Consider the following 20313-nt stretch of genomic DNA (forward strand, 5'->3'; position numbering starts at 1 on the left):
CTCGGGTCTAGCGGGCTTTCGATCCCTGCGGTTAAAAGCCCCTGGTCTCTGGAACTGCCACGGGACCTCTGCTAGCGCATGAACAAACCAAATTTTGCTGGAATTTGACATGACCGATGCCATCCGCCCCCTGATCGCCGGCAACTGGAAAATGAACGGCCTCAAGGCCTCGACTGCCGAATTCGACGCCATGCTCAATGGCGCGGCAGAGGTGGCCGGCAAAGCCGAGCTGCTGGTTTGCCCGCCGGCGACCCTGATCGCTGTCTTTGCCGAGAAGGCACGCGGCAAGAAGGTCGCGGTGGGGGCCCAGGATTGCCACCCCAAAGCCTCGGGCGCCCATACCGGCGACATCGCCGCCGAAATGCTAGCGGATTCGGGTGCGACCGCCGTCATCGTCGGCCATTCCGAGCGCCGCGCCGACCATGGCGAGGGCGAAGCCCTGATCCGGCAGAAGGCTGAGGCCGCCTGGCGCGCCGGGGTGACGGCGATCGTCTGTATCGGAGAGACGCAGGGCCAGCGCGATGCGGGCCAGACCCTGGATATCCTGCGCGGCCAGCTCACCGGCTCGCTGCCGGATGGCTCGACCTCCGCCAATCTGGTCGTGGCCTATGAGCCGGTCTGGGCGATCGGCACCGGCCTGACCCCGACGTCTCGGGATGTCGAGCAGATTCATGGCTTTATCCGGGAATTCCTGACCTCCAGGTTCAAGGCCGACGGCGCCGGGATGCGCATTCTCTATGGCGGCTCGGTCAAGCCCTCGAACGCGGCCGAGCTGATGGCCGTGAAGAACGTCAATGGCGCGCTGGTCGGCGGGGCCAGTCTGAAGGCGGCCGATTTCCTTGCGATTGCGCAGGGCTGCCCTATTTAGGCAGGGCCGTCCCTGGCTGGTTCAAACCACTGGTCCGGGGCTGATCGGGGGTGGCAATGCCCCGTCCGATCGTGTAACACCGCGCAACTTCAGGAAAACCCCGCGAAGCACGATTGGCCGCCGTCTCGGCGCTGTCGGCTTGTGACGGAAGGACACTATGCAGACCGTTGTCATCGTCATTCACCTCATGATCGTCACCGTTATGATCGGCGCCGTCCTGCTCCAGAAGTCGGAAGGCGGGGGCCTCGGCATGGGAGGCGGCGCAGGCTTCATGTCGAGCCGCGGCACGGCGAACCTTCTGACGCGGACCACCGCGATTCTGGCCGTCGGCTTCTTCCTCACCAGCCTGTTCCTGTCCTGGTATGCCGGCTACGACCGCAAGCCGTCGTCGATCATCGGTGCGCCGGCGTCGCAGACACAGCCGGCCGGTGGCGGACCGATCGCGCCGCCGACCTCGGGTGGCATCCTGGATTCGCTGAAGAAGGCCGACGAGCAGCAGCAGGCTCCGGCACCGAGCGGCCCGCAGGTACCGCGTTCGCAATAAAACAGGGGGGCCATGCAGGGCGGCTTCTACCGTCCTGGATCAACAATCCCTATCAAGGCTCTGTCACCACTCTCAGTTCTGGCTCACCCACAGCCCCACAAAATGTTTGGGGCGGAATACGAATCGCTTTGGCGAATCGAATTCGAGGGATTAGAGGTTAAGCCCCATGGCGCGGTACATATTCATCACCGGCGGCGTGGTTTCTTCGCTCGGCAAGGGTCTGGCTTCAGCGGCACTCGGTGCCCTGTTGCAAGCTCGGGGCTACAAGGTCCGCCTCCGCAAGCTTGACCCCTATCTCAATCTCGATCCCGGAACGATGTCGCCGTATCAGCACGGCGAAGTGTTCGTGACCGATGACGGCGCGGAGACCGACCTCGATCTCGGTCACTATGAGCGCTTCACCGGGCGGCCGGCGACCAAGGCCGACAACATCACGACCGGGCGCATTTATCAGGACATCATCTCCAAGGAGCGGCGCGGCGATTATCTCGGCGCGACCATCCAGGTGGTTCCGCATGTCACCAACGCCATCAAGGATTTCGTCCTCGACGGCAACGACGATTACGACTTCGTGCTGGTCGAGATCGGTGGCACCGTCGGCGACATCGAGGGCCTGCCGTTCTTCGAGGCGATCCGCCAGCTCAAGAACGAGTTGCCGCGCGATCACGCCATCTACATTCATTTGACGCTGCTGCCTTACATCCCGAGCGCCGGTGAGCTGAAGACAAAGCCGACGCAGCACTCCGTCAAGGAGCTGCGCTCGATCGGCATCCAGCCGGACATCCTGCTCTGCCGTACCGATCGCGAGATCCCGAAGGAGGAACGGCGCAAGCTCGGGCTGTTCTGTAACGTGCGCGAGAGCGCCGTCATCGAGGCGCGCGACGCCGACAGCATCTACGCTGTCCCTCAGGCTTACCATGCGGCAGGCCTCGACGACGAAGTGCTTGCCGCCTTCGGCATCGGCTCGCGGATTCCGCCGGAGCTGCGGAGCTGGCAGCAGATCAACGAGCGCATCCGCAATCCCGAGGGCAACGTCACCATCGCCATCGTCGGTAAGTATACCGGCATGAAGGATGCGTATAAGTCGCTGATCGAGGCGCTCTCCCATGGCGGCATCGCCAACAAGGTGAAGGTCAATCTCGACTGGATCGAAAGCGAGATCTTCGAGAAGGAAGATCCCGCGCCGTTCCTCGAGCACGTCAACGGCATTCTGGTGCCCGGCGGCTTCGGCCAGCGCGGCGCCGAAGGCAAGATCCGCGCGGCGCAGTTCGCGCGCGAGCGCGACGTGCCGTATTTCGGCATCTGCTTCGGCATGCAGATGGCGGTGATCGAGGCAGCTCGGAATCTCGTCGGGATCGAGGAGGCCAACTCCACCGAGTTCGGCCCGACCAAGGAGCCCTTGGTCGGCCTGATGACGGAATGGCTGCGCGGCAACGAGCTCGAGAAGCGCACCAACGCCGGCGATCTCGGCGGCACGATGCGCTTGGGCGCCTATCCCGCGGCGCTCAATCGCGGCAGCCGCGTTTCGGAAGTCTATGGCGGCGCGACCGAGATTTCCGAGCGCCACCGCCATCGCTACGAGGTCAACACCGCCTATAAGGATCGCCTCGAGCAGCACGGGCTGAAATTCTCGGGCCTGTCGCCCGACGGCGTGCTGCCGGAGATCGTCGAGTACGAGGATCACCCCTGGTTCATCGGCGTCCAGTTCCATCCGGAACTGAAGTCGCGACCGTTCGAGCCGCATCCGCTGTTCGCGTCGTTCATTCGCGCGGCAATGGTTCAGAGCCGCCTGGTGTAATCGCTCAGCGCGTGGCGGTGCAGTCACCTGCAAGATGCATCGGCTCCGGCGCGGCCGGCATTGACGTATCGGGCGCAAGCGATCCCGTGACGAGCTTCATCTGCGGCCGTCGCGTCAGCTTGTAGACGGCGGCCGGCGGCACGTTCAGCAGGGCACGATCCACCAGCTTTGCGCGCAAGCCCAGCCGGTCGAGCACGGGCCGCGGGATCGGACAACTCATGCCGTAGGTGAACTGGTAGAAGGCGCCGCCGGGGCGGACATGACTGAACGCGCCACCGACGATCGAGACCACCTTGCGCGTCGACATGTTGAGCAGCGGCAGGCCGCTCACGACCGCGCCGACGGGCGCGCCGTCATAGAGGCGCTCCGTTGCGAGCCGCCCTGCATCCATCCACAAGACGCGCGCGTTCGGAAAACGCATCTGGAGCACCTTCATGAAGTCGGAGCCGTATTCGATCAGCGTGAGGTCCTGCTGGCGCACGCCGCGTTTGAGCAGCTTGTAGGTGAACGCGCCGGTGCCGGGGCCGAGCTCGAGAACAGGGCCGGTCGATGCGGTGATCTCGCGGGTGATGAGATCGGCCAGCGCCGCGCCTGACGGCGCGATCGCGCCGACGCGGCGCGGGGCTGACATCCATGACAGGAAGAACGAGAGGAAATCGTTGGGCATGCGCACTCCGGCATCTTGGTTGCGCCTCGCAGGTCAGAGGTGAGGCGGCCGAACAATCGCTTGAGTGCATTGCGACAGCATTGCGTGCCGCCTGTCGATTGCGTCAATTCTCCCGGACGGGCGGCAGTGACATCCTGAAGCACGCGCCGCCGATCGCTGTGTCCGCGACCGAGATGTGGCCGCCATGCAGGAGCACGATCTCGCGCACCATGTTGAGACCGAGGCCGGCACCGCGATCGAGCGGTGTCAGCCGGTAGAACGGTTCGAATATCTGTTCGCGCTGATCGGCCGGAATGCCGGCGCCTTCGTCCGTGACCTCGATGCTCGCGGGCCTGCTGACACGAATGCCTATGGTGCCGCGGCGCGGGCCGTGCTGGATCGCATTCTGCACAAGGTTGGTCAGCGCGCGCTCCAGCGCCGCCGCATCGCCGATCGTTTCGACCGGCGTGGAGGGGGCGTCGTGCGCCAACTCGTAGCCGGCGGCAATGGCCAGCGGCGCAAGATCTGCGGCCGCGCTTTGCGCGATTGCGACGAGGTCAACGCGCGTGAAGGGATGGCCGCAGCGGTCGAGCCTTTGAATGTCCAGCAGCTGCTCGGCAAGCGTTGCCAGGCGCGCGGAATCCTCCAGCAACCGGGTCTTGTCCGGCCCCGCTGGAAGCGACTCCAGCCGCGTGTTCAGGATCGCGATCGGTGTGCGCAACTCGTGTGCGGCATCGGCGACGAAGCGCTTGTGGCGGGCATAGCCCTGGTCTAGCCGCGCCAGCGCGTCGTTGACAGCGGTCACGAGCGGCACGACCTCCAGCGGAATCCGATCCAGCGACAGCCGGGCGCCGCGTTGATGGATGTCGATGCGCCGCGCCTGGTCCGCCGTCGCATCGAGCGCCTCGAAGGCGCCCCGCACGATCATCGGCGTCGCAATGAATGTCGCCGTTCCCATGAGGAGCAGGCCGGGCAGGGCGATGCCGAGCAATGCAAGCGATGTCATGAACAACGCCTTGGCGCCGGTGAGCCTGCCTTGCGTCGCCGTGATGATTTGCACATTGCCGGCGTCGGTGTCGACCCGCTTCAGCCGCGCCGGGGGCTTGCGCGGATCGTCCTCGAACAGCTGCCAGCCGAGCCGGGCCTGGCTGATCTGGTCGAGGCCGCTGCCGATGGCGGCGAATTCGGCCGGCACGGGGCCTTCGCTGAGCGAATGTCCCTGCCTGTCGCGGACCAGGAACCAGAGATCGGGGGTCTCGCTGCGCAATTGCTTCAGTTCGGTCGTCGACCGCAGGACCAGGTCGCCTTGCGCGTCGCGTCCGAGCGCGCGCTGGAAGATATCGATCACGCGATCTTCGTCGCGTCCGGCGATCACGAATCCCGACGCGCTCAATGCCCCGACGACGACGGCAACGAGCGCCGTGAGCAGCACCGCCTGGAGCGACAGCAGGCGCAAGCTCAGCCGCGAGCGCAGACAATAGGGTTCGTGGTGCTTGCTCATGGCAGCTTCTTCAGGAGATAGCCGACGCCGCGGATGCCGTGGATCTCCACGCGCGCATCGGCTTCCGAGAGTTTGCGGCGCAGGCGCGACACATGCGTATCGAGCGCATTCGACTGGATCTCGTCGTCGAAACTGTAGACGACTTCTTCCAGCGCGGAGCGCAGCACGGTCCGGCCCATGCGGCGGACCAGGGCTTCCAGCACGAGGAGCTCGCGTCGCGGCAGCTCGAGCGGAGCCCCGTCGATGCTTGCCTCGCGATGGCCGAAATCGAAGGCGAGGCGGCCGGCGTGCATGATGTCGGGATGCAGCCCGGCGGGCCGGCGCAGCACGGCGCGCAGCCGCGCCAGCAATTCCTCCACCGCGAACGGCTTTGACAGATAATCATCCGCCCCGCAGTCCAGTCCGGCGACCCGGTCGGCGAGTTCGCCGCGCGCCGTCAACACGATGATCGGCACGCCGTCGGCGCGCGCCCTGAGTTTCGGGATCAGGGTGAGACCGTCGCCATCGGGAAGCTGGCGATCGAGCAGGACGGCGGCGTGGACGTCGGCAGAAATGGCCTCTTCCGCCTCGGCAAGCGTCGGGGCGTGGTCCACGACCATGTCGTAGCGCTTCAGCGCCGACACCAGCGCGTCGGCCATTTCGGCCTCGTCCTCGACGAGCAAAATCCGCATGATCCGCACCTCAACCTCAATCGCGCCATTCTAGCGGCCGTATCATTGCGGCAGCATTGCGGGAACCGGCTCTCGATGAAGCGGCTTGAGCGGCTCTAGCCATGCACGGAACGCTACCGGGGCGGCCGAGCGGGCCTCAAGACACCGTCGGGGCCGGCCGTTATAACCGCCGGACCTGATCAGGGAGGAATACGAATGATCTACGAAATGCGCATCTATCGCTGCGTGCCCGGCCGCCTGCCGGCACTGCTCAAGCGGTTCGAGACCGTCACGCTGAAGGTGTGGGAAAAGCACGGCATCAAGCAGGCCGGGTTCTTCACGACCCTGATCGGTGAATCCAACCAGGAGCTGACCTATTTCCTGGCCTGGGAGTCGCTCGCCGAGCGCGAGAAGAAGTGGGCCGCCTTCATGACCGATCCGGACTGGATGAAAGGGCGCGCCGAGAGCGAGGCGGACGGCCAGATCGTCGGCAACATCGTCAGCCAGATCCTGGCGCCGACCGCCTTCTCGTCGGTGAAGTAGAGACGGCCGGCGCGAGGGCGTCGCGGGGAGCCTGGGCGCAACCCTGATATTCTGGGAGCCCAGGCCGAATGGGGTTGATCCGCCCTTCATCGCGGCTATGGTCGCGCCGAAACGAGGGATTTGCCTTGAGCTCTTCGACGTCAGCGGCTCCGGTCGTCACCATTGGCAAGGTCAAATTCGGCAATGATCTGCCGATCTCGATCATTGCCGGGCCGTGTCAGCTCGAAAGCCGCCAGCATGCGCTGGAGGTGGCCTCCGCGCTGAAGGAGATCGCCGCGCGGCTGCAGATCGGCCTCGTCTACAAGACCTCATTCGACAAGGCCAATCGCACCAGCGCGTCGGCCGCGCGTGGCCTCGGACTTGCACAATCGCTGCCGATCTTCGCCGAAATCCGATCGTCGCTCGGCCTGCCGGTCCTGACCGACGTGCATGACGCCGGGCAGTGTGCCGAGGTGGCGCAGGCGGTGGACGTGCTGCAGATTCCCGCCTTCCTATGTCGCCAGACCGATCTGCTGCTGGCGGCGGCCGCAACCGGCAAGGTCGTCAACGTCAAGAAGGGTCAGTTTCTTGCGCCCTGGGACATGGCCAACGTCGTGTCCAAGATCACGAGCGCGAACAATCCCAACGTGCTCGTCACCGAACGCGGCGCGTCCTTCGGCTACAACACCCTGGTCTCCGACATGCGCGCGCTGCCGATCCTGGCGCGCACCACCGGCGCCCCCGTGATCTTCGACGCGACTCATTCGGTGCAACAGCCGGGCGGGAAGGGGACGTCTTCCGGAGGCGAGCGCGAATTCGTGCCGGTGCTCGCACGCGCAGCCGTCGCCGTCGGTGTTGCCGGTATCTTCATCGAGACCCATCCCGATCCTGACAGCGCGCCGTCGGACGGACCCAACATGGTGCCGCTGCGCGAGTTCGAAGGGCTGATCCGAAGGCTGATGGCGTTCGACGCGCTCGCCAAGGATTCGACCAAAGCCGACCCGCGCTGATGCAGCAAGGCGAGGCGCGGGCGCACGATCACGGCCTGCCGGCCGCGCTTTACGTCATCTCCGGTGCAAGCTTCGCCGCGGCGCTCTCCGCGCGCGCGCTCGATCCGGTGCTGCCGCACGTCGCGGAGGACTTTGGCGTCAGCATCGCGACCGCTGCCGGTTTTGCCGCGGTGTTCGCCTTCACCTTCTCGATCATCCAGCCGATCGTCGGCGCCGCCGCCGATCTGTTCGGCAAGACGCGGCTGATGATCGGCTGCCTCGCGCTGCTCGGCCTTGCCAACATCCTGGGGGCGCTCTCGAGCTCATTCTCGGTTCTGTTCGCGACCCGTATCCTCGCCGGTATCGGCTCCGGCGGCGTGTTTCCGGTGGCGCTCAGCCTGACCAGCGATCTCGTCGGTCCGGAGAAGCGCCAGGTCGCGATCAGCCGCACGCTCGCCGGCGCGATGACGGGCAATCTCCTCGGCGCCTCGGCCTCCGGCCTGATCGGCGATTTCCTCGGCTGGCGCGGCGTGCTGGCGGTGCTCGGCGCGCTGGTGATCGTTGCCTCGATCGCGGTCGCCGCCGGTTTTCGTGGCGCCAAGGTCAAGCATCCGCCGAAGACGAGCCTGTCGGCGCTGAAGGCGGGCTATCGCACCATCTTCACCAACCCGAACGCCTATGTCTGTTATGCGGCGGTGTTCATCGAAGGCTGCTGCGTGCTCGGCCTGTTTCCCTACATCGCTTCGTTCCTGTTCGAGCTCGGTCAGACCTCGCTCTCGATCGCGGGCATCGTCATCGCGGGCTTTGCGGTCGGCGGCTTGTTCTACACGCTGACGGTGTCGCGCCTGCTGCCATGGCTGGGCATGAAGGGAATGATGATCGCGGGCATGACGCTGGTGGCTTCGCAGCTCGTTGCCGTCGGCTTCGGCCTGCGCTGGGAAGTGCAGGCGTTCAATCTCATCGTGATGGGATGGGGCTTCTACATCGCCCATGGCTGCCTTCAGATGTTTGCCAGCGAACTCTCGGTCGAGGCGCGCGCAACCGCGTTGTCGCTGCATTCGTTCTTCTTCTTCATGGGGCAGACGGTGGGGCCGCTCGCCTATGGACTTGGCCTCCAGCATGGCGGCAAGATGCCGACCCTGTTCGCGAGCGCCGCGATCATGGTCGCGCTGGGCTTCGCCTGTGCGCGGCTGTTGAAACAGCGGGCGCCATCGGATGCAGTCGCCTAAAAGATGTCTAGCGCCTGACGCGGCGTATCGTCATTTAGAACCTCCTTTCCTCAGTTTTTGCTTCATCTGGGAAAGCATCTTGGGGCCCCCCGCCGATAGTCTCTCGGCAATCGCACCAAGATCCGGATCAGCATTACGATATTTGCTGCCCCATAAGCCAAGCTCGGCGAGGACAGGCAGCAGATCAATGCCCGCCTCCGTAAGGCGATAAATCGCCTTCAGTTTATGCGTGGGGTCGTCATGACGGGTAAGGACGCCGCCTTCTTGCAGCGTTTGAAGCCGCTCCGCAAGCGTCCGCGATGATATCGTTTCATCGGACTGCAGAAATTCCCGGAAGTGCTGTTTCCCCGCGAAAACGATGTCACGCACAATCAGCAGCGTCCAGCGATCGCCGAGCAACTCCAGCGACAGACTGATTGGGCAACCTGATCGCTGTCTTCCCGACATCCGTAGTTCCCTTTGTAAATCGATTTACTATTGACATCATTCGAGGCTGGCGTCAATGCTTCCAAATGTAAACCAATCACAAAGTCTCAATGCTGGAGGAGTGGTGGAAAATGCCCGCAGATATCCATCAGGTTGCAAGCGGCGGCTTTTACATATTTCAGAAGGTGACAGAGCTCCTGGGCAGGAAACTGCGCAAAGACGTGACTTATCGATCTGTCCCGCTCGATGACGCCCGCAGCAGCATGATCGCAAACAGGATATCAGCCAGCTTCACGGAAGCGTTGATCGAAACTCCAGCGAGCTTCAATCGCCAAGAGCGATGGGCACTCGACACGCCAACTTCAGAAAACACAACTCGAACGACCTTCAAACAATGGGCTGCTGAATCGTTCGCAGCTTCGATCCTTGCATGATTCGAGAGAATAGACCGATGCGAAAACTTATCCTTCAGATGCAGGTGTCAGCCGATGGCTTTGTCGGCTCCTACGGAACGGTAAATTGGCAGCTATGGGGTTGGGGTGACAACAACTTTTGGGATGATGAACTGAAGCGCGATTTCAATGCTCACTTCGAGCGCATCGACACGATTCTTCTCAGTCGGAAGATGCTGAATGAAGGGTATCTACGGCATTGGGAGAACGCAGCGAACCGCTACCCAACTGAGCCATTCTACGCGTTCGCTAAGCGTATCACAGAAATGAGCAAAATGGTTCCGACGAATAAGCCAACGGAGCCGGCGTGGGAACGAACCACGCTTGTCAGCGGAGATTTGCACGAGGTGGTCGGCGCCTTAAAGAGCCAACGAGGGCGCGACATTGGCGTGTTCGGTGGCGCGGGGTTTGCCGCGGCGCTGATCGAACAAGGTCTCGTTGACGAGTTTCAATTCTACGTCAACCCGGCGGTATTGGGTGACGGCGTCAGGATCTTCGCGGCGTCGGGGTTCAGGAAGCTAAAATTACTCGAGGCCAAGGCTTATTCGAGCGGCATGGTTGTTAGCCGCTATACCTCGTCCCCCGAGCGAGCAAATCTTCGCGGTCGAGACCGAACGCGGTGAGTCAGAAACGGTCTCTTCAAGCTCAGCCCCGGCCGCGATAGGGCGCGACGCCCTGCTCGGGCACCCACAATCCCTTCGGCGCGCGGCCCGTCTGCCAGAACACGTCGATTGGAATGCCGCCGCGCGGATACCAATAGCCCCCGATGCGCAGGAACTTCGGCTTGATCTCGCTCGCGATGCGCTTGCCGATCATCACGGTGCAGTCCTCGTGGAAGGCGCCGTGATTGCGGAAGCTCGCGATGTAGAGCTTGAGCGACTTCGACTCCAGCAACCATTGGCCGGGGGCGTAGTCGATCATCAGATGTGCGAAATCCGGTTGTCCCGTGACCGGGCAGAGCGAGGTGAATTCCGGCACGGTGAAGCGTACCAGATAGTCCGTGCCCTTTTGCGGGTTCGGCACGCGGTCGAGCTGCGCTTCTTCCGGTGTGTGCGGCCATTCGACCGCGCGGCCCAGCTGAAGGGATTTCTTCGCCATTGTCGTCACATCCTGTTCCGCGTGCCGGGATGGACGCAAATGCCGCTGTCGTCAACCGGCGGCGACCGTCTGGATCATGACGATCCGGTCGTTGCCGGATTCGCAGCCCCAGAGCACGCCCGGCCTCCCGTCGAGCTGGCGCACATTGGCGTTAGCCTTGTCGCTGGCGAACACGTTGAAGCGCTCGGTGGCGGGATCGAAGCGGACGATGGCGTTGGCGGAGAAATCGGTCAGCCAGACTTTGTCCTTGTCATCGACATAGACCGCGTAGGTGCGGGGACGCTCGCCGGGCAGCTTCCAGGTCTTCCAGGAGGCTTCCGCGGGATCGTGCACCGAGACGTGGCCACTGTTCCACTCGCTGACCCAGATCCGGCTTTTCGAATCCGACCAAACCCGTCGCGAACCTTGGCTCGGCGTCGGCGGCTCGACCACACTGGCGCTGCCCGTCGCCGGATCGATCCTGGCAATATAGCTGCCGGCAAGCGAGGCATACCAGACGTCGCCCTTGGGCGTGACGGTGATTCCGTAGGGGCCGACGCCCTTGGGCGCCCTGAACACGTCCATCCCGCCCGCGTTCGGCTTGAGGCGGCCGTAATAGCCGGACTGGCCGGTGAACCAATAGGTGCCGTCCTTGTCGAACACGCCGGTGTTGAGATTGGCGTAGGCGAACTTCTCGGGCAGGCGGAACAGGGTGACCTTGAGGTCGGAAGGATCGACGCGGGCGATCGCATTCTGGCCGCCCTCGGTGATCCAGGGCGCGCCGTCGGGGCCGATGGTCACGCCGTGCGGGGCGGCGCCCTGGCCGAGGCTGACCGTCTTATGGCTGCCATCCTTCGGATCGAGCCTGCCGAGCAGGCCCTTGCCCTGGGCCGTAAACCAGACCGTGCCATCGGGAGCGGGAGCGAGGTCGTGCAGACCGATGCCGGAGCTAATGGGATAGTATTTTGTCCGGAACGGGCCTTCCTGCGCAAAACTCGGGCGCGTCGCGAGGAGGGCGATGCTCGAGGCAAGAAACTGGCGGCGATTCATGGCGTTACCCCGACCGTTTCAGATTGAGGTTTTGCGGCAGACCAGATGCGGTCAACCTTAGTCCGAGCCGCTTCACGCGTCAGTCGAAGCCCACCCTCCAAGCGTTCACATTTGCTTGCGGTCCGTGTAAGACCCGCGGCACCGATCAGCCCTAACGAACGGAAGTGCACATCATGACCGCCATCATCGACATCATCGGCCGCGAAATTCTCGATAGCCGTGGCAATCCCACCGTCGAGGTCGACGTCGTGCTGGAAGATGGCGCGCTTGGCCGTGCTGCCGTGCCGTCCGGCGCCTCCACCGGCGCCCATGAGGCGGTGGAACTACGCGACGGTGACAAGACTCGCTATCTCGGCAAGGGCGTCACCAAGGCGGTCGGCGCCGTCAACGGCGAAATCTTCGAGGCCCTGAGCGGCCTCGATGTCGAGCAGCAGGCCCAGCTCGACCAGATCATGATCGACCTCGACGGTACGCCGAACAAGAGCCGGCTGGGCGCCAACGCCATCCTCGGCGTGTCGCTCGCCTGCGCCAAGGCGGCCGCGAACTCGCTCGACATGCCGCTCTATCGTTACGTTGGCGGCACCTCGGCGCGGCTGCTGCCGGTGCCGATGATGAACATCATCAATGGCGGCATGCACGCCGACAATCCGATCGACTTCCAGGAGTTCATGATCCTACCGGTTGGCGCGTCCTCCTTTGCCGAGGGCTTGCGCTATGGCGCGGAGGTCTTCCACACCCTGAAGTCCGAATTGAAGAAGGCCGGCCACAACACCAATGTCGGCGATGAGGGCGGCTTTGCCCCGAACCTGCCGTCGGCGGACGCCGCGCTCGAATTCGTCATGAACGCGATCGGCAAGGCCGGCTACAAGGCGGGCTCCGACATCGTCATTGGCCTCGACTGCGCCTCGACCGAGTTCTTCAAGGACGGCAAATACGTCTACGAGGGCGAGGGCAAGACCCGCTCGATCTCCGAGCAGGCCAAGTACCTTGCTGATCTCGTCTCGCGCTATCCGATCGTGACCATCGAGGACGGCATGTCGGAAGACGACATGGACGGCTGGAAGGAGCTGACCGACCTCGTCGGCAAGAAGTGCCAGCTCGTCGGTGACGATCTCTTCGTCACCAACGTCAAGCGCCTCGCCGAAGGCATCAAGGCCGGACGGGCCAATTCGATCCTGATCAAGGTCAACCAGATCGGCACGCTGACCGAGACGCTCGCCGCCGTCGAGATGGCGCACAAGGCCGGCTACACCTCGGTGATGTCGCACCGCTCCGGCGAGACCGAGGATTCTACCATCGCCGACCTCGCGGTCGCCACCAATTGCGGTCAGATCAAGACCGGCTCCCTTGCGCGCTCCGATCGCACCGCCAAATACAACCAGCTCCTGCGCATCGAGCAGCAGCTCGGCAAGCAGGCGCTCTACGGCGGCAAGGCGGCACTGAAGGCGCTGGCATAAGCCAGCGGTCGGACAAGAACAGGGGAGGATCGACATGAGCGACGGCAAGAACGGCCTGCAACTGCGTTCGCTGATCAAGAAGAGCGGTGAGCTCGAAATCTCGCTGCTCGACGTGCCGACCCCCGAACCCGCCGCGGACGAGGTTGTCGTCCGCGTCGAGGCCGCGCCGATCAACCCGTCCGACCTCGGGCTCTTGATCGGCGCGGCCGACATGAGCACGGCAAAGGCTTCGGGCACCAAAGAAGCTCCCGTCATCACCGCGAAAGTGCCGGAAGGCGCGATGCGGGCGATGGCAGGCCGGCTCGACGAATCCATGCCGGTCGGTAACGAAGGCGCGGGAGTCGTGATCAGGACCGGCTCCTCGGATGCCGCGAAGGCGCTGATGGGCAAGACCGTCGCCATGATCGGCGGCGCGATGTACACGCAGTATCGCACGTTGAAAGTGCGCGAGTGCCTGCCGTTGCCGGAAGGCACCACGCCGGCCGAAGGAGCCTCCTGCTTCGTCAATCCGCTGACCGCGCTCGGCATGACCGAGACCATGCGGCGCGAGGGTCACAAGGCGCTGGTGCACACTGCGGCCGCATCCAATCTCGGGCAGATGCTGAACAAGATCTGCATCAAGGACGGCATCCCGCTGGTCAACATTGTGCGCAGCAAGGAGCAGGCCGACATCCTGCACAAGATCGGCGCCAAATATGTCGTCGATTCCACCGCACCGAGCTTCCTCGGCGATCTCACCAATGCGCTGGTCGAGACCGGCGCCACCATCGCCTTCGACGCCATCGGCGGCGGGAAGCTCGCCGGCGACATCCTCAACTGCATGGAAGTCGCGATCAACAAGACCGCGAAGGAATACAGCCGCTACGGCTCCAACGTGCACAAGCAGGTCTATGTCTATGGCGCGCTCGATGTCCGCCCGATTGAGCTGCCGCGCGGCTTCGGCATGGCTTGGGGCGTCGGCGGCTGGCTGCTGTTTCCGTTCCTGATGAAGATCGGGCAGGCGGACGGGGCCAGGCTGCGCCAGCGCGTCGTCGACGAACTGAAGACCACGTTTGCCAGCCACTACACCAAGGTGGTGTCGCTTTCCGAGGCGCTCGATCCCGCCAACATCGCGGTGTACGCCAAACGCGCCACTGGCGAAAAATTCCTCATCAACCCGAACAAATAATCGGGACGTGCGACGGCACGTCACCGAAAGAAGGTCTTGCCTTCTGAGCGAAGCCGGGGATTATTCCGCCGCCATTTGCACGCGGGAAAACCGCGGGGCGCTCAGAAGGGGACCTCATGACCGATCTTAATCGCCGCCATTTGCTTGCAGGCGCCGCCACCTTCGGTGCGGCTGCCGTGACCGGCTTTGGGCCGACCGCCGCCAATGCCTCAGTACCGCAAGCCGGCACGCAGGCGCCGGGCTTCTACCGCTACAAGGTCGGCAGCTACGAGTGCACCTCCATCAATGACGGTGCGCGCACTTTCCCGATGCCGGACAAGTTCGTCGTCAACGCGCCGAAGGAGGAAGCGCTGGCCGCTGGCGAGGCGGCCTACATGCCGAAGGGCATGGTCACGGTGCCGTTCAACCCGCAGCTCATCAACACCGGCTCCAAGCTCGTGCTGATCGATACCGGCAACGGTGTCGCCAATCTCGAGCCCAGCAAGGGCGCGGTCGGCCGCACGCTGCAGAACCTCCAGGCCGCCGGTGTCGACCCCAAGAGCATCGACGTCGTGCTGCTCTCGCATCTGCATCCCGACCACACCAACGGCATTCGTCTCGCCGACGGCGCGCTTGCCTTCCCCAATGCGGAGATCATGGTGCCAGGCAAGGACTGGGAGTTCTGGACCAGCGAGGACAACGCCGCCAAGGCCGAGTCCAACGCGATGATGAAGAACTACTTCGCCAACGTGAAGAAGACCTTTGCCGGCCTCGAATCCAAGGTGACGAAGTACGAGTGGGGCAAGGAGGTCGCACCGGGCATCACCTCGATCGCGACGCCCGGTCACACCCCGGGGCACACCTCGTTCGCGGTCGCCTCAGGCGATTCCAAGGTGCTGATCCAGTCCGACGTCACCAACATCCCGGAGTTCTTCCTGCGCAATCCGGACTGGCATGTGGTGTTCGACACCGATGCAGCGCTGGCGCAGGAAACCCGCCACAAATTCTACGACATGGCGGCGGCCGAGAAGGCGACCGTGATCGGCTTCCACTTCACCTTCCCCTCGGTCGGCCATGTCGAGAAGGACGGCGCCAAATATCGCCTGATCCCGTCGGCGTGGAATCCGACGATCTGAGCCGATTTGCAGATTTGTACCAGGGATCGGGCCGCCACTTGGCGGCCTGATTGTTTGGGCAACCGTTCAGAAACCCAGCGTTTCCAAATCCGACCGGTCCATGCACTTGCATCTATCGGTCGAGATCGCTTAAGTGCCGACCCGGCACTCCCGCTGAAGATTTCGAGGACACTCCATGGCCTACAATATCGTCACGATCGCCGGCAGCCTGCGCAAGGACAGCTTTTCGCTCAAGATCGCCAATGCGCTCGCCAAGCTCGCGCCGGCCTCGCTCAAGCTCGAGGTCATCACGCCGGCCGGCATCTCGTTCTTCAACCAGGACCTCGAGGGAGCGCCGCCGGCGGATTGGCTGTCTTTCCGCGAAAAAATCCAGAAATCGGACGGCGTCATCTTCGTCACGCCGGAATACAATCGCGCGATCCCGGGGGTGCTGAAGAACGCCATCGACGTCGCCTCGCGGCCCTATGGCAAGAGCTCGTTCAACGACAAGCCGGTGGGCATCATCGCGAACTCGCCGGGCCCGCTCGGCGGCGTCAGTGCCGCCAAGACGCTCCAGAACATCCTGCCGGGCATTTCCGGCCCGATCATGCAGCAGCCGGAGGCCTATCTGAACGGGGTGGGCGACGCGTTCGATGCCGACGGCAACCTGACCAAGGAGTCCTTGAAGCCGGTGCTCCAGGCCTATATCGACGCGTTTGCGGTGCACGTCGCGAAGCATCACGGCTGAGGCCGCGAACCCCGGGTCTCCGTCATGGCCGGGCAAAAACGCGAAGCGCGTCTTCGCGCTAGATGTCCCGGCCATCCACGTCTTTGCCAAATTGACGAAGAACGTGGATGCCCGGCACAAGGCCGGGCATGACGGCTGAGCCAGGCATTGGAACGCCAAGCGGGCGGGCAATTAGCACGCCCTTAACCAACCTGTCCCATCTTCCCAGGATGGTCTCCCGCGCGCGCCTGAAATCGATCCTGACCGGTCTTGCCCTCTATGCGATGGCGGCCGCCATCGTCGGCTATTTCGGCGTCAACGCCTATACCGGCAAATACGGCCTCAACGCCCGCCAGGAGCTCGACCAGGAGATCGTGGCGCTGACCAGCGAACTGGCGCAGCTCAAGCGCGAGCGCGCCAGGAGCGAGCAGCGCGTTTCGCTGCTGCGCTCCGCGAAGATCGACCCCGACATGCTGGACGAGCGGGCGCGCTTCCAGCTCGACTACGTCAATCCGCGCGATCTCGTCCGGACGATCCCGGCGAACTGACACGCGAGCGGCACAAGCGCCATTTGCGGGGTTTGCGGTCTGCCGCTGACTCCATCGAGCCAGCGCGATTGCGATATGCAAGCAGCCCGTTGCTTCCTGCGGCTGACGTGAGCGGGTCTGCGATCGGTATTCCACACACGATGCGGGAGTCGGGGAGCTAAATGTTGCCCGATCCGCGTCAAAGATTTTGCAATATTACGATCGCGTTGCAGTGCGGCATAATGAAAGGCGTGCCATGCCGCCGCGGTGCTTTCCAAGGGCGTTTGACTTGGGTTAGACAGGGCTGAAGTTTTCTCTGACCCGGAATTCCCATGGCCGCACCCAAGAAAGCCGCCGCGAGTACTGCACAGGACAAGACCGACGGCGGTTCGCCCCCGGAATTCACCAGAGAGCAGGAGCTCAAGGCGCTCCGCGACATGCTCCTGATCCGGCGGTTCGAGGAAAAGGCCGGCCAGCTCTACGGTATGGGCGCGATCGGCGGCTTCTGCCACCTTTATATCGGCCAGGAGGCCGTGGTGGTCGGGATGCAGATGGCCCTGAAGCCGGGCGATCAGGTCATCACCGGCTATCGCGATCACGGCCATATGCTCGCCACCGGCATGGAGGCCAAAGGCGTCATGGCCGAGCTCACCGGCCGTCGCGGCGGCTATTCCAAGGGCAAGGGCGGCTCCATGCATATGTTCAGCAAGGAGAAGCACTTTTACGGCGGCCACGGCATCGTCGGCGCACAGGTCTCGCTCGGCACCGGGCTCGCTTTCGCCAATCACTATCGCGACAACGACAATGTCAGCGTCACCTATTTCGGCGACGGCGCGGCCAACCAGGGCCAGGTCTATGAGAGCTTCAACATGGCGGAGCTCTGGAAGCTGCCGGTGATCTACGTCATCGAGAACAACCGCTACGCCATGGGCACTTCGGTCTCGCGCGCCTCGGCGCAGCAGGATTTCTCCAAGCGCGGCGCCTCCTTCAACATTCCCGGCCGGCAGGTCGACGGCATGGACGTCCGCGCCGTGAAGGCCGCCGGCGACGAGGCGGCGGCCTGGTGCCGCGCCGGCAAGGGACCCTTCATCCTGGAGATGCAGACCTACCGTTATCGCGGCCACTCGATGTCCGATCCCGCAAAGTACAGAACGCGCGAGGAGGTCGAAAAAGTCCGCCACGACCAGGATCCGATCGAGCAGGTGCGCAACCGCCTGTTGGCCGCCAAGGTCAGCGAGCAGGATCTGAAGGCGATCGACGCCGAGGTGCGCGACATCGTCAACGCGTCCGCCGATTTCGCCCAGCATGATCCCGAGCCGGATGCCGCCGAGCTCTGGACCGATATTTACCGCTGAACGCGCGCAAGCTTTCTTTTGGAGCCGATATGCCAATTCAAGTGCTGATGCCCGCGTTGTCGCCCACGATGGAGAAGGGCAACCTCTCCAAATGGCTGAAAAAGGAGGGTGAGACGATCAAGTCCGGCGACGTCATCGCCGAGATCGAGACCGACAAGGCGACCATGGAGGTCGAGGCGACCGATGAAGGTACGCTCGGCAAGATCCTGATCCCCGAGGGCACCGCCGACGTGGCCGTGAACACACCGATCGCGACAATTCTGGCCGATGGCGAAAGTGCCGCCGATCTCGCCAAGGCGCCCGCGCCTGCCCAGCAGCAGAAGGCTGCCGAATCCGTAGCCCCTGCCGCCGCGAAGACCGAGGCTCCAGCTCCCAAGGCTGCGCCGGCGCCGCAGGCCGTCGCAGAACCCGACCCGGAAGTGCCCGCCGGCACCGAGATGGTGACGCAGACCATCCGCGAAGCCCTGCGCGATGCTATGGCCGAAGAGATGCGCCGCGACGCCGACGTCTTCGTGATGGGCGAAGAGGTTGCCGAATACCAAGGCGCCTACAAGGTGACGCAAGGGCTGCTTCAGGAATTCGGCGCCAAGCGCGTCATCGACACGCCAATCACGGAGCACGGCTTTGCCGGCATCGGCGTCGGCGCCGCGATGACCGGGTTGAAGCCGATTGTCGAGTTCATGACCTTCAACTTCGCTATGCAGGCGATCGACCAGATCATCAACTCCGCGGCCAAGACGCTCTATATGTCCGGCGGCCAGATGGGCTGCTCCATCGTATTCCGCGGGCCCAACGGCGCCGCTTCCCGCGTGGCCGCCCAGCACAGCCAGGATTATTCGTCCTGGTATTCCAACGTCCCGGGCCTCAAGGTCGTCGCGCCGTTCTCGGCCGCTGATTACAAGGGCCTGCTCAAGGCTGCGATCCGCGATCCCAATCCGGTGATCTTCCTCGAGAACGAGATGCTCTACGGCCACACTGGCGAGGTGCCGAAGCTCGACGATTTCGTGATTCCGATCGGCAAGGCGCGCATCGTGCGCTCCGGCAGCCATGTCACGATCATCTCGTGGTCGAACGGCATGAGCTACGCGCTGAAGGCCGCCGACGAACTCGCCAAGGACGGCATCGAGGCCGAAGTGATCGACCTGCGCACGCTGCGTCCGATGGACACCGACACCATCGTCAACTCCGTCAAAAAGACGGGACGTGCCGTCACGGTGGAAGAGGGCTGGGCCCAGAGCGGTGTCGGCGCCGAGATCGCCGCGCGGATCATGGAGCATGCCTTCGACTATCTGGATGCGCCTGTAACCCGGGTCTCCGGCAAGGACGTGCCGATGCCGTATGCCGCGAACCTGGAAAAGCTCGCGCTGCCTTCGGCTGCCGAAGTGGTCGAGGCCGCCAAAGCCGTCTGCTACAGGTAGACCATGGCGGGTCCGAAGGAGCAGCCATTGCCACCCGACGTCCTCGTCCGCGACGACGCGGTCGAGATCCTGCGCGTGTTCGTGCTGGACGGCGGGCTGTCGATGGCGTTCCAGCGGGCCTTCGACGAGCCCGACATGTGGGGCCTGCTGCTCGTCGATCTCGCCCGTCACGCCGCGCGCGCCTATGCGCGCGAGAGCGAATACACCGAGGAGGACGCGCTGAACCGGATCATCGAGATGTTCCAGGCCGAGATCGAGCGTCCCACCGACACCGGCACCACGACGCCGCGCGGGAAGGGGCACTGACCGTGGCGATCGAATCCTATCATTTCGATTTCATGCTGGAGGCGATCCGCGAGGCGGAAGCCTCGATTGCGCAAGGCGGCCTGCCGATCGGCGCCGTGCTGACCCGCGACAACAAGGTCATCGCCCGCGGCCACAACAACCGGGTGCAGGAGAACAACCCGATCCTGCACGGCGAGATGAGTTGCCTGCGCGAGGCGGGTGCGATTTCGTTCCACGATACCGTCATGTACACCACGCTGTCGCCATGCGCGATGTGTGCCGGTGCGCTCTCACTGTTCAAGGTCAAGCTTGTGGTTATTGGAGAGTCCGTCACCTTCGAGGGCTCCAAGGACATTCTCGACAAGTTCGGCATCTCCTGGATCGACCTTGCCGACGACCGCTCCATCACCATGATGAAGAATTGGCGTTCCATCCCTGCCAATGAGCGCCTGTGGCGGGGCGACATCGGCAACTAACCTGGTCTGTTCGTCTTCGGTCCGGAGACGGATTTTTGCAAAGTTCTTCTTGAG

Annotated in this window: 23 protein-coding genes; 17 read left to right on the forward strand and 6 right to left on the reverse strand. The window is 63.7% G+C overall.

Features of this window, described 5'->3' with window-relative positions; translation table 11 throughout:
- Positions 1 to 109 precede the first annotated feature (109 nt).
- From tpiA to IVB54_RS18920, 3 genes are all read left to right on the forward strand, one after another.
- Positions 110 to 868, forward strand: coding sequence for a triose-phosphate isomerase (gene tpiA, locus IVB54_RS18910; RefSeq protein ID WP_247336780.1), 759 nt, complete (start codon positions 110 to 112; stop codon positions 866 to 868).
- 157 nt (positions 869 to 1025) lie between these two features.
- On the forward strand, positions 1026 to 1412 hold the full coding sequence (secG, locus tag IVB54_RS18915) for a preprotein translocase subunit SecG (RefSeq protein ID WP_007590603.1): 387 nt from the start codon (positions 1026 to 1028) through the stop codon (positions 1410 to 1412).
- A 166-nt stretch (positions 1413 to 1578) separates the two neighbouring features.
- Positions 1579 to 3210 carry a CTP synthase gene (locus IVB54_RS18920; RefSeq protein ID WP_007590604.1) on the forward strand — a complete coding sequence of 544 codons (1632 nt, stop codon included), beginning with the start codon at positions 1579 to 1581 and terminating at the stop codon, positions 3208 to 3210.
- 4 nt (positions 3211 to 3214) lie between these two features.
- Here IVB54_RS18920 and IVB54_RS18925 read toward each other — a convergent pair whose 3' ends face one another.
- From IVB54_RS18925 to IVB54_RS18935, 3 genes are all read right to left on the reverse strand, one after another.
- Entirely contained in the window at positions 3215 to 3877 is a 663-nt protein-coding gene (locus tag IVB54_RS18925) for an rRNA adenine N-6-methyltransferase family protein (protein ID WP_018458074.1), read from the reverse strand.
- 103 nt (positions 3878 to 3980) lie between these two features.
- Positions 3981 to 5357: a HAMP domain-containing sensor histidine kinase gene (locus IVB54_RS18930; protein ID WP_247777443.1), complete on the reverse strand. Its 1377-nt coding sequence runs from the start codon at positions 5355 to 5357 to the stop codon at positions 3981 to 3983.
- Positions 5354 to 6028: a response regulator transcription factor gene (locus IVB54_RS18935; protein WP_247362721.1), complete on the reverse strand. Its 675-nt coding sequence runs from the start codon at positions 6026 to 6028 to the stop codon at positions 5354 to 5356. Before IVB54_RS18935 ends, IVB54_RS18930 begins: the two co-directional genes overlap by 4 nt.
- 195 nt (positions 6029 to 6223) lie before the next feature.
- Between IVB54_RS18935 and IVB54_RS18940 the strand changes: the two genes are divergently transcribed.
- From IVB54_RS18940 to IVB54_RS18950, 3 genes are all read left to right on the forward strand, one after another.
- Entirely contained in the window at positions 6224 to 6550 is a 327-nt protein-coding gene (locus IVB54_RS18940) for an NIPSNAP family protein (RefSeq protein WP_247336773.1), read from the forward strand.
- 125 nt (positions 6551 to 6675) lie between these two features.
- The gene (gene kdsA, locus IVB54_RS18945; RefSeq protein WP_018458071.1) at positions 6676 to 7539 is read left to right on the forward strand and encodes a 3-deoxy-8-phosphooctulonate synthase; all 864 of its coding nucleotides are present in this window, start codon (positions 6676 to 6678) and stop codon (positions 7537 to 7539) included.
- Complete coding sequence (locus IVB54_RS18950) at positions 7539 to 8747, forward strand: MFS transporter (protein WP_085353232.1); 1209 nt, start codon at positions 7539 to 7541, stop codon at positions 8745 to 8747. The genes kdsA and IVB54_RS18950 overlap by 1 nt, the downstream gene beginning before the upstream one ends.
- A gap of 30 nt (positions 8748 to 8777) precedes the next feature.
- Here IVB54_RS18950 and IVB54_RS18955 read toward each other — a convergent pair whose 3' ends face one another.
- Positions 8778 to 9194, reverse strand: a complete 417-nt coding sequence (locus tag IVB54_RS18955; protein ID WP_085395042.1) for a helix-turn-helix domain-containing protein — start codon at positions 9192 to 9194, stop codon at positions 8778 to 8780.
- Between the two features lie 110 nt (positions 9195 to 9304).
- Here IVB54_RS18955 and IVB54_RS18960 point away from each other — a divergent pair, with 110 nt between their 5' ends.
- Both IVB54_RS18960 and IVB54_RS18965 read left to right on the forward strand, forming a co-directional pair.
- Positions 9305 to 9607 (forward strand): hypothetical protein, encoded by a 303-nt coding sequence (locus IVB54_RS18960; protein ID WP_247336770.1) that lies wholly within the window; start codon positions 9305 to 9307, stop codon positions 9605 to 9607.
- Positions 9608 to 9624: 17 nt separating this feature from the next.
- A complete protein-coding gene (locus IVB54_RS18965) occupies positions 9625 to 10248 on the forward strand; it encodes a dihydrofolate reductase family protein (RefSeq protein ID WP_085395044.1) in 624 nt (207 codons plus the stop codon).
- Between the two features lie 22 nt (positions 10249 to 10270).
- On the opposite strand, the gene queF is transcribed toward IVB54_RS18965, so the two are convergent.
- The gene (gene queF, locus IVB54_RS18970) at positions 10271 to 10723 is read right to left on the reverse strand and encodes a preQ(1) synthase (RefSeq protein WP_018458066.1); all 453 of its coding nucleotides are present in this window, start codon (positions 10721 to 10723) and stop codon (positions 10271 to 10273) included.
- A gap of 51 nt (positions 10724 to 10774) precedes the next feature.
- Entirely contained in the window at positions 10775 to 11752 is a 978-nt protein-coding gene (locus tag IVB54_RS18975; RefSeq protein WP_247336767.1) for a lyase, read from the reverse strand.
- 173 nt (positions 11753 to 11925) lie between these two features.
- Here IVB54_RS18975 and eno point away from each other — a divergent pair, with 173 nt between their 5' ends.
- The 9 genes from eno (at position 11926) to IVB54_RS19020 (ending at position 20259) form a co-directional block, all read left to right on the forward strand.
- Entirely contained in the window at positions 11926 to 13209 is a 1284-nt protein-coding gene (eno, locus tag IVB54_RS18980; protein ID WP_018458064.1) for a phosphopyruvate hydratase, read from the forward strand.
- A 34-nt stretch (positions 13210 to 13243) separates the two neighbouring features.
- The gene (locus IVB54_RS18985) at positions 13244 to 14377 is read left to right on the forward strand and encodes a zinc-binding dehydrogenase (RefSeq protein WP_018458063.1); all 1134 of its coding nucleotides are present in this window, start codon (positions 13244 to 13246) and stop codon (positions 14375 to 14377) included.
- 116 nt (positions 14378 to 14493) lie between these two features.
- Positions 14494 to 15492 carry an MBL fold metallo-hydrolase gene (locus tag IVB54_RS18990; protein WP_247397137.1) on the forward strand — a complete coding sequence of 333 codons (999 nt, stop codon included), beginning with the start codon at positions 14494 to 14496 and terminating at the stop codon, positions 15490 to 15492.
- A 175-nt stretch (positions 15493 to 15667) separates the two neighbouring features.
- Positions 15668 to 16219 carry an NADPH-dependent FMN reductase gene (locus IVB54_RS18995; RefSeq protein WP_085353225.1) on the forward strand — a complete coding sequence of 184 codons (552 nt, stop codon included), beginning with the start codon at positions 15668 to 15670 and terminating at the stop codon, positions 16217 to 16219.
- Between the two features lie 209 nt (positions 16220 to 16428).
- Positions 16429 to 16746, forward strand: a complete 318-nt coding sequence (locus IVB54_RS19000) for a septum formation initiator family protein (protein ID WP_007590617.1) — start codon at positions 16429 to 16431, stop codon at positions 16744 to 16746.
- A gap of 311 nt (positions 16747 to 17057) precedes the next feature.
- On the forward strand, positions 17058 to 18080 hold the full coding sequence (pdhA, locus tag IVB54_RS19005) for a pyruvate dehydrogenase (acetyl-transferring) E1 component subunit alpha (RefSeq protein WP_247397139.1): 1023 nt from the start codon (positions 17058 to 17060) through the stop codon (positions 18078 to 18080).
- A gap of 29 nt (positions 18081 to 18109) precedes the next feature.
- Positions 18110 to 19498 (forward strand): pyruvate dehydrogenase complex E1 component subunit beta, encoded by a 1389-nt coding sequence (locus IVB54_RS19010; RefSeq protein ID WP_026233491.1) that lies wholly within the window; start codon positions 18110 to 18112, stop codon positions 19496 to 19498.
- A 3-nt stretch (positions 19499 to 19501) separates the two neighbouring features.
- Entirely contained in the window at positions 19502 to 19804 is a 303-nt protein-coding gene (locus IVB54_RS19015; protein WP_007590623.1) for a DUF5076 domain-containing protein, read from the forward strand.
- A gap of 2 nt (positions 19805 to 19806) precedes the next feature.
- Positions 19807 to 20259, forward strand: a complete 453-nt coding sequence (locus IVB54_RS19020) for a nucleoside deaminase (protein WP_247397142.1) — start codon at positions 19807 to 19809, stop codon at positions 20257 to 20259.
- Positions 20260 to 20313 lie beyond the last annotated feature (54 nt).

The sequence above is a fragment of the Bradyrhizobium sp. CW1 genome, from assembly GCF_023100665.1.
In the GTDB taxonomy this organism is placed as follows: Bacteria; Pseudomonadota; Alphaproteobacteria; order Rhizobiales; family Xanthobacteraceae; genus Bradyrhizobium; species Bradyrhizobium canariense_D.

What these genes read in the sequence shown, in the direction of transcription:
- tpiA (WP_247336780.1), top strand. Translation starts at nt 110, where the DNA reads ATGACCGATGCCATCCGCCCCCTGATCGCCGGCAACTGGAAAATGAAC.
- secG (WP_007590603.1), top strand. Translation starts at nt 1,026, where the DNA reads ATGCAGACCGTTGTCATCGTCATTCACCTCATGATCGTCACCGTTATG.
- IVB54_RS18920 (WP_007590604.1), top strand. Translation starts at nt 1,579, where the DNA reads ATGGCGCGGTACATATTCATCACCGGCGGCGTGGTTTCTTCGCTCGGC.
- IVB54_RS18925 (WP_018458074.1), bottom strand. Translation starts at nt 3,877, where the DNA reads ATGCCCAACGATTTCCTCTCGTTCTTCCTGTCATGGATGTCAGCCCCG.
- IVB54_RS18930 (WP_247777443.1), bottom strand. Translation starts at nt 5,357, where the DNA reads ATGAGCAAGCACCACGAACCCTATTGTCTGCGCTCGCGGCTGAGCTTG.
- IVB54_RS18935 (WP_247362721.1), bottom strand. Translation starts at nt 6,028, where the DNA reads ATGCGGATTTTGCTCGTCGAGGACGAGGCCGAAATGGCCGACGCGCTG.
- IVB54_RS18940 (WP_247336773.1), top strand. Translation starts at nt 6,224, where the DNA reads ATGATCTACGAAATGCGCATCTATCGCTGCGTGCCCGGCCGCCTGCCG.
- IVB54_RS18950 (WP_085353232.1), top strand. Translation starts at nt 7,539, where the DNA reads ATGCAGCAAGGCGAGGCGCGGGCGCACGATCACGGCCTGCCGGCCGCG.
- IVB54_RS18955 (WP_085395042.1), bottom strand. Translation starts at nt 9,194, where the DNA reads ATGTCGGGAAGACAGCGATCAGGTTGCCCAATCAGTCTGTCGCTGGAG.
- IVB54_RS18960 (WP_247336770.1), top strand. Translation starts at nt 9,305, where the DNA reads ATGCCCGCAGATATCCATCAGGTTGCAAGCGGCGGCTTTTACATATTT.
- IVB54_RS18965 (WP_085395044.1), top strand. Translation starts at nt 9,625, where the DNA reads ATGCGAAAACTTATCCTTCAGATGCAGGTGTCAGCCGATGGCTTTGTC.
- queF (WP_018458066.1), bottom strand. Translation starts at nt 10,723, where the DNA reads ATGGCGAAGAAATCCCTTCAGCTGGGCCGCGCGGTCGAATGGCCGCAC.
- IVB54_RS18975 (WP_247336767.1), bottom strand. Translation starts at nt 11,752, where the DNA reads ATGAATCGCCGCCAGTTTCTTGCCTCGAGCATCGCCCTCCTCGCGACG.
- eno (WP_018458064.1), top strand. Translation starts at nt 11,926, where the DNA reads ATGACCGCCATCATCGACATCATCGGCCGCGAAATTCTCGATAGCCGT.
- IVB54_RS18985 (WP_018458063.1), top strand. Translation starts at nt 13,244, where the DNA reads ATGAGCGACGGCAAGAACGGCCTGCAACTGCGTTCGCTGATCAAGAAG.
- IVB54_RS18990 (WP_247397137.1), top strand. Translation starts at nt 14,494, where the DNA reads ATGACCGATCTTAATCGCCGCCATTTGCTTGCAGGCGCCGCCACCTTC.
- IVB54_RS18995 (WP_085353225.1), top strand. Translation starts at nt 15,668, where the DNA reads ATGGCCTACAATATCGTCACGATCGCCGGCAGCCTGCGCAAGGACAGC.
- IVB54_RS19000 (WP_007590617.1), top strand. Translation starts at nt 16,429, where the DNA reads ATGGTCTCCCGCGCGCGCCTGAAATCGATCCTGACCGGTCTTGCCCTC.
- pdhA (WP_247397139.1), top strand. Translation starts at nt 17,058, where the DNA reads ATGGCCGCACCCAAGAAAGCCGCCGCGAGTACTGCACAGGACAAGACC.
- IVB54_RS19010 (WP_026233491.1), top strand. Translation starts at nt 18,110, where the DNA reads ATGCCAATTCAAGTGCTGATGCCCGCGTTGTCGCCCACGATGGAGAAG.
- IVB54_RS19015 (WP_007590623.1), top strand. Translation starts at nt 19,502, where the DNA reads ATGGCGGGTCCGAAGGAGCAGCCATTGCCACCCGACGTCCTCGTCCGC.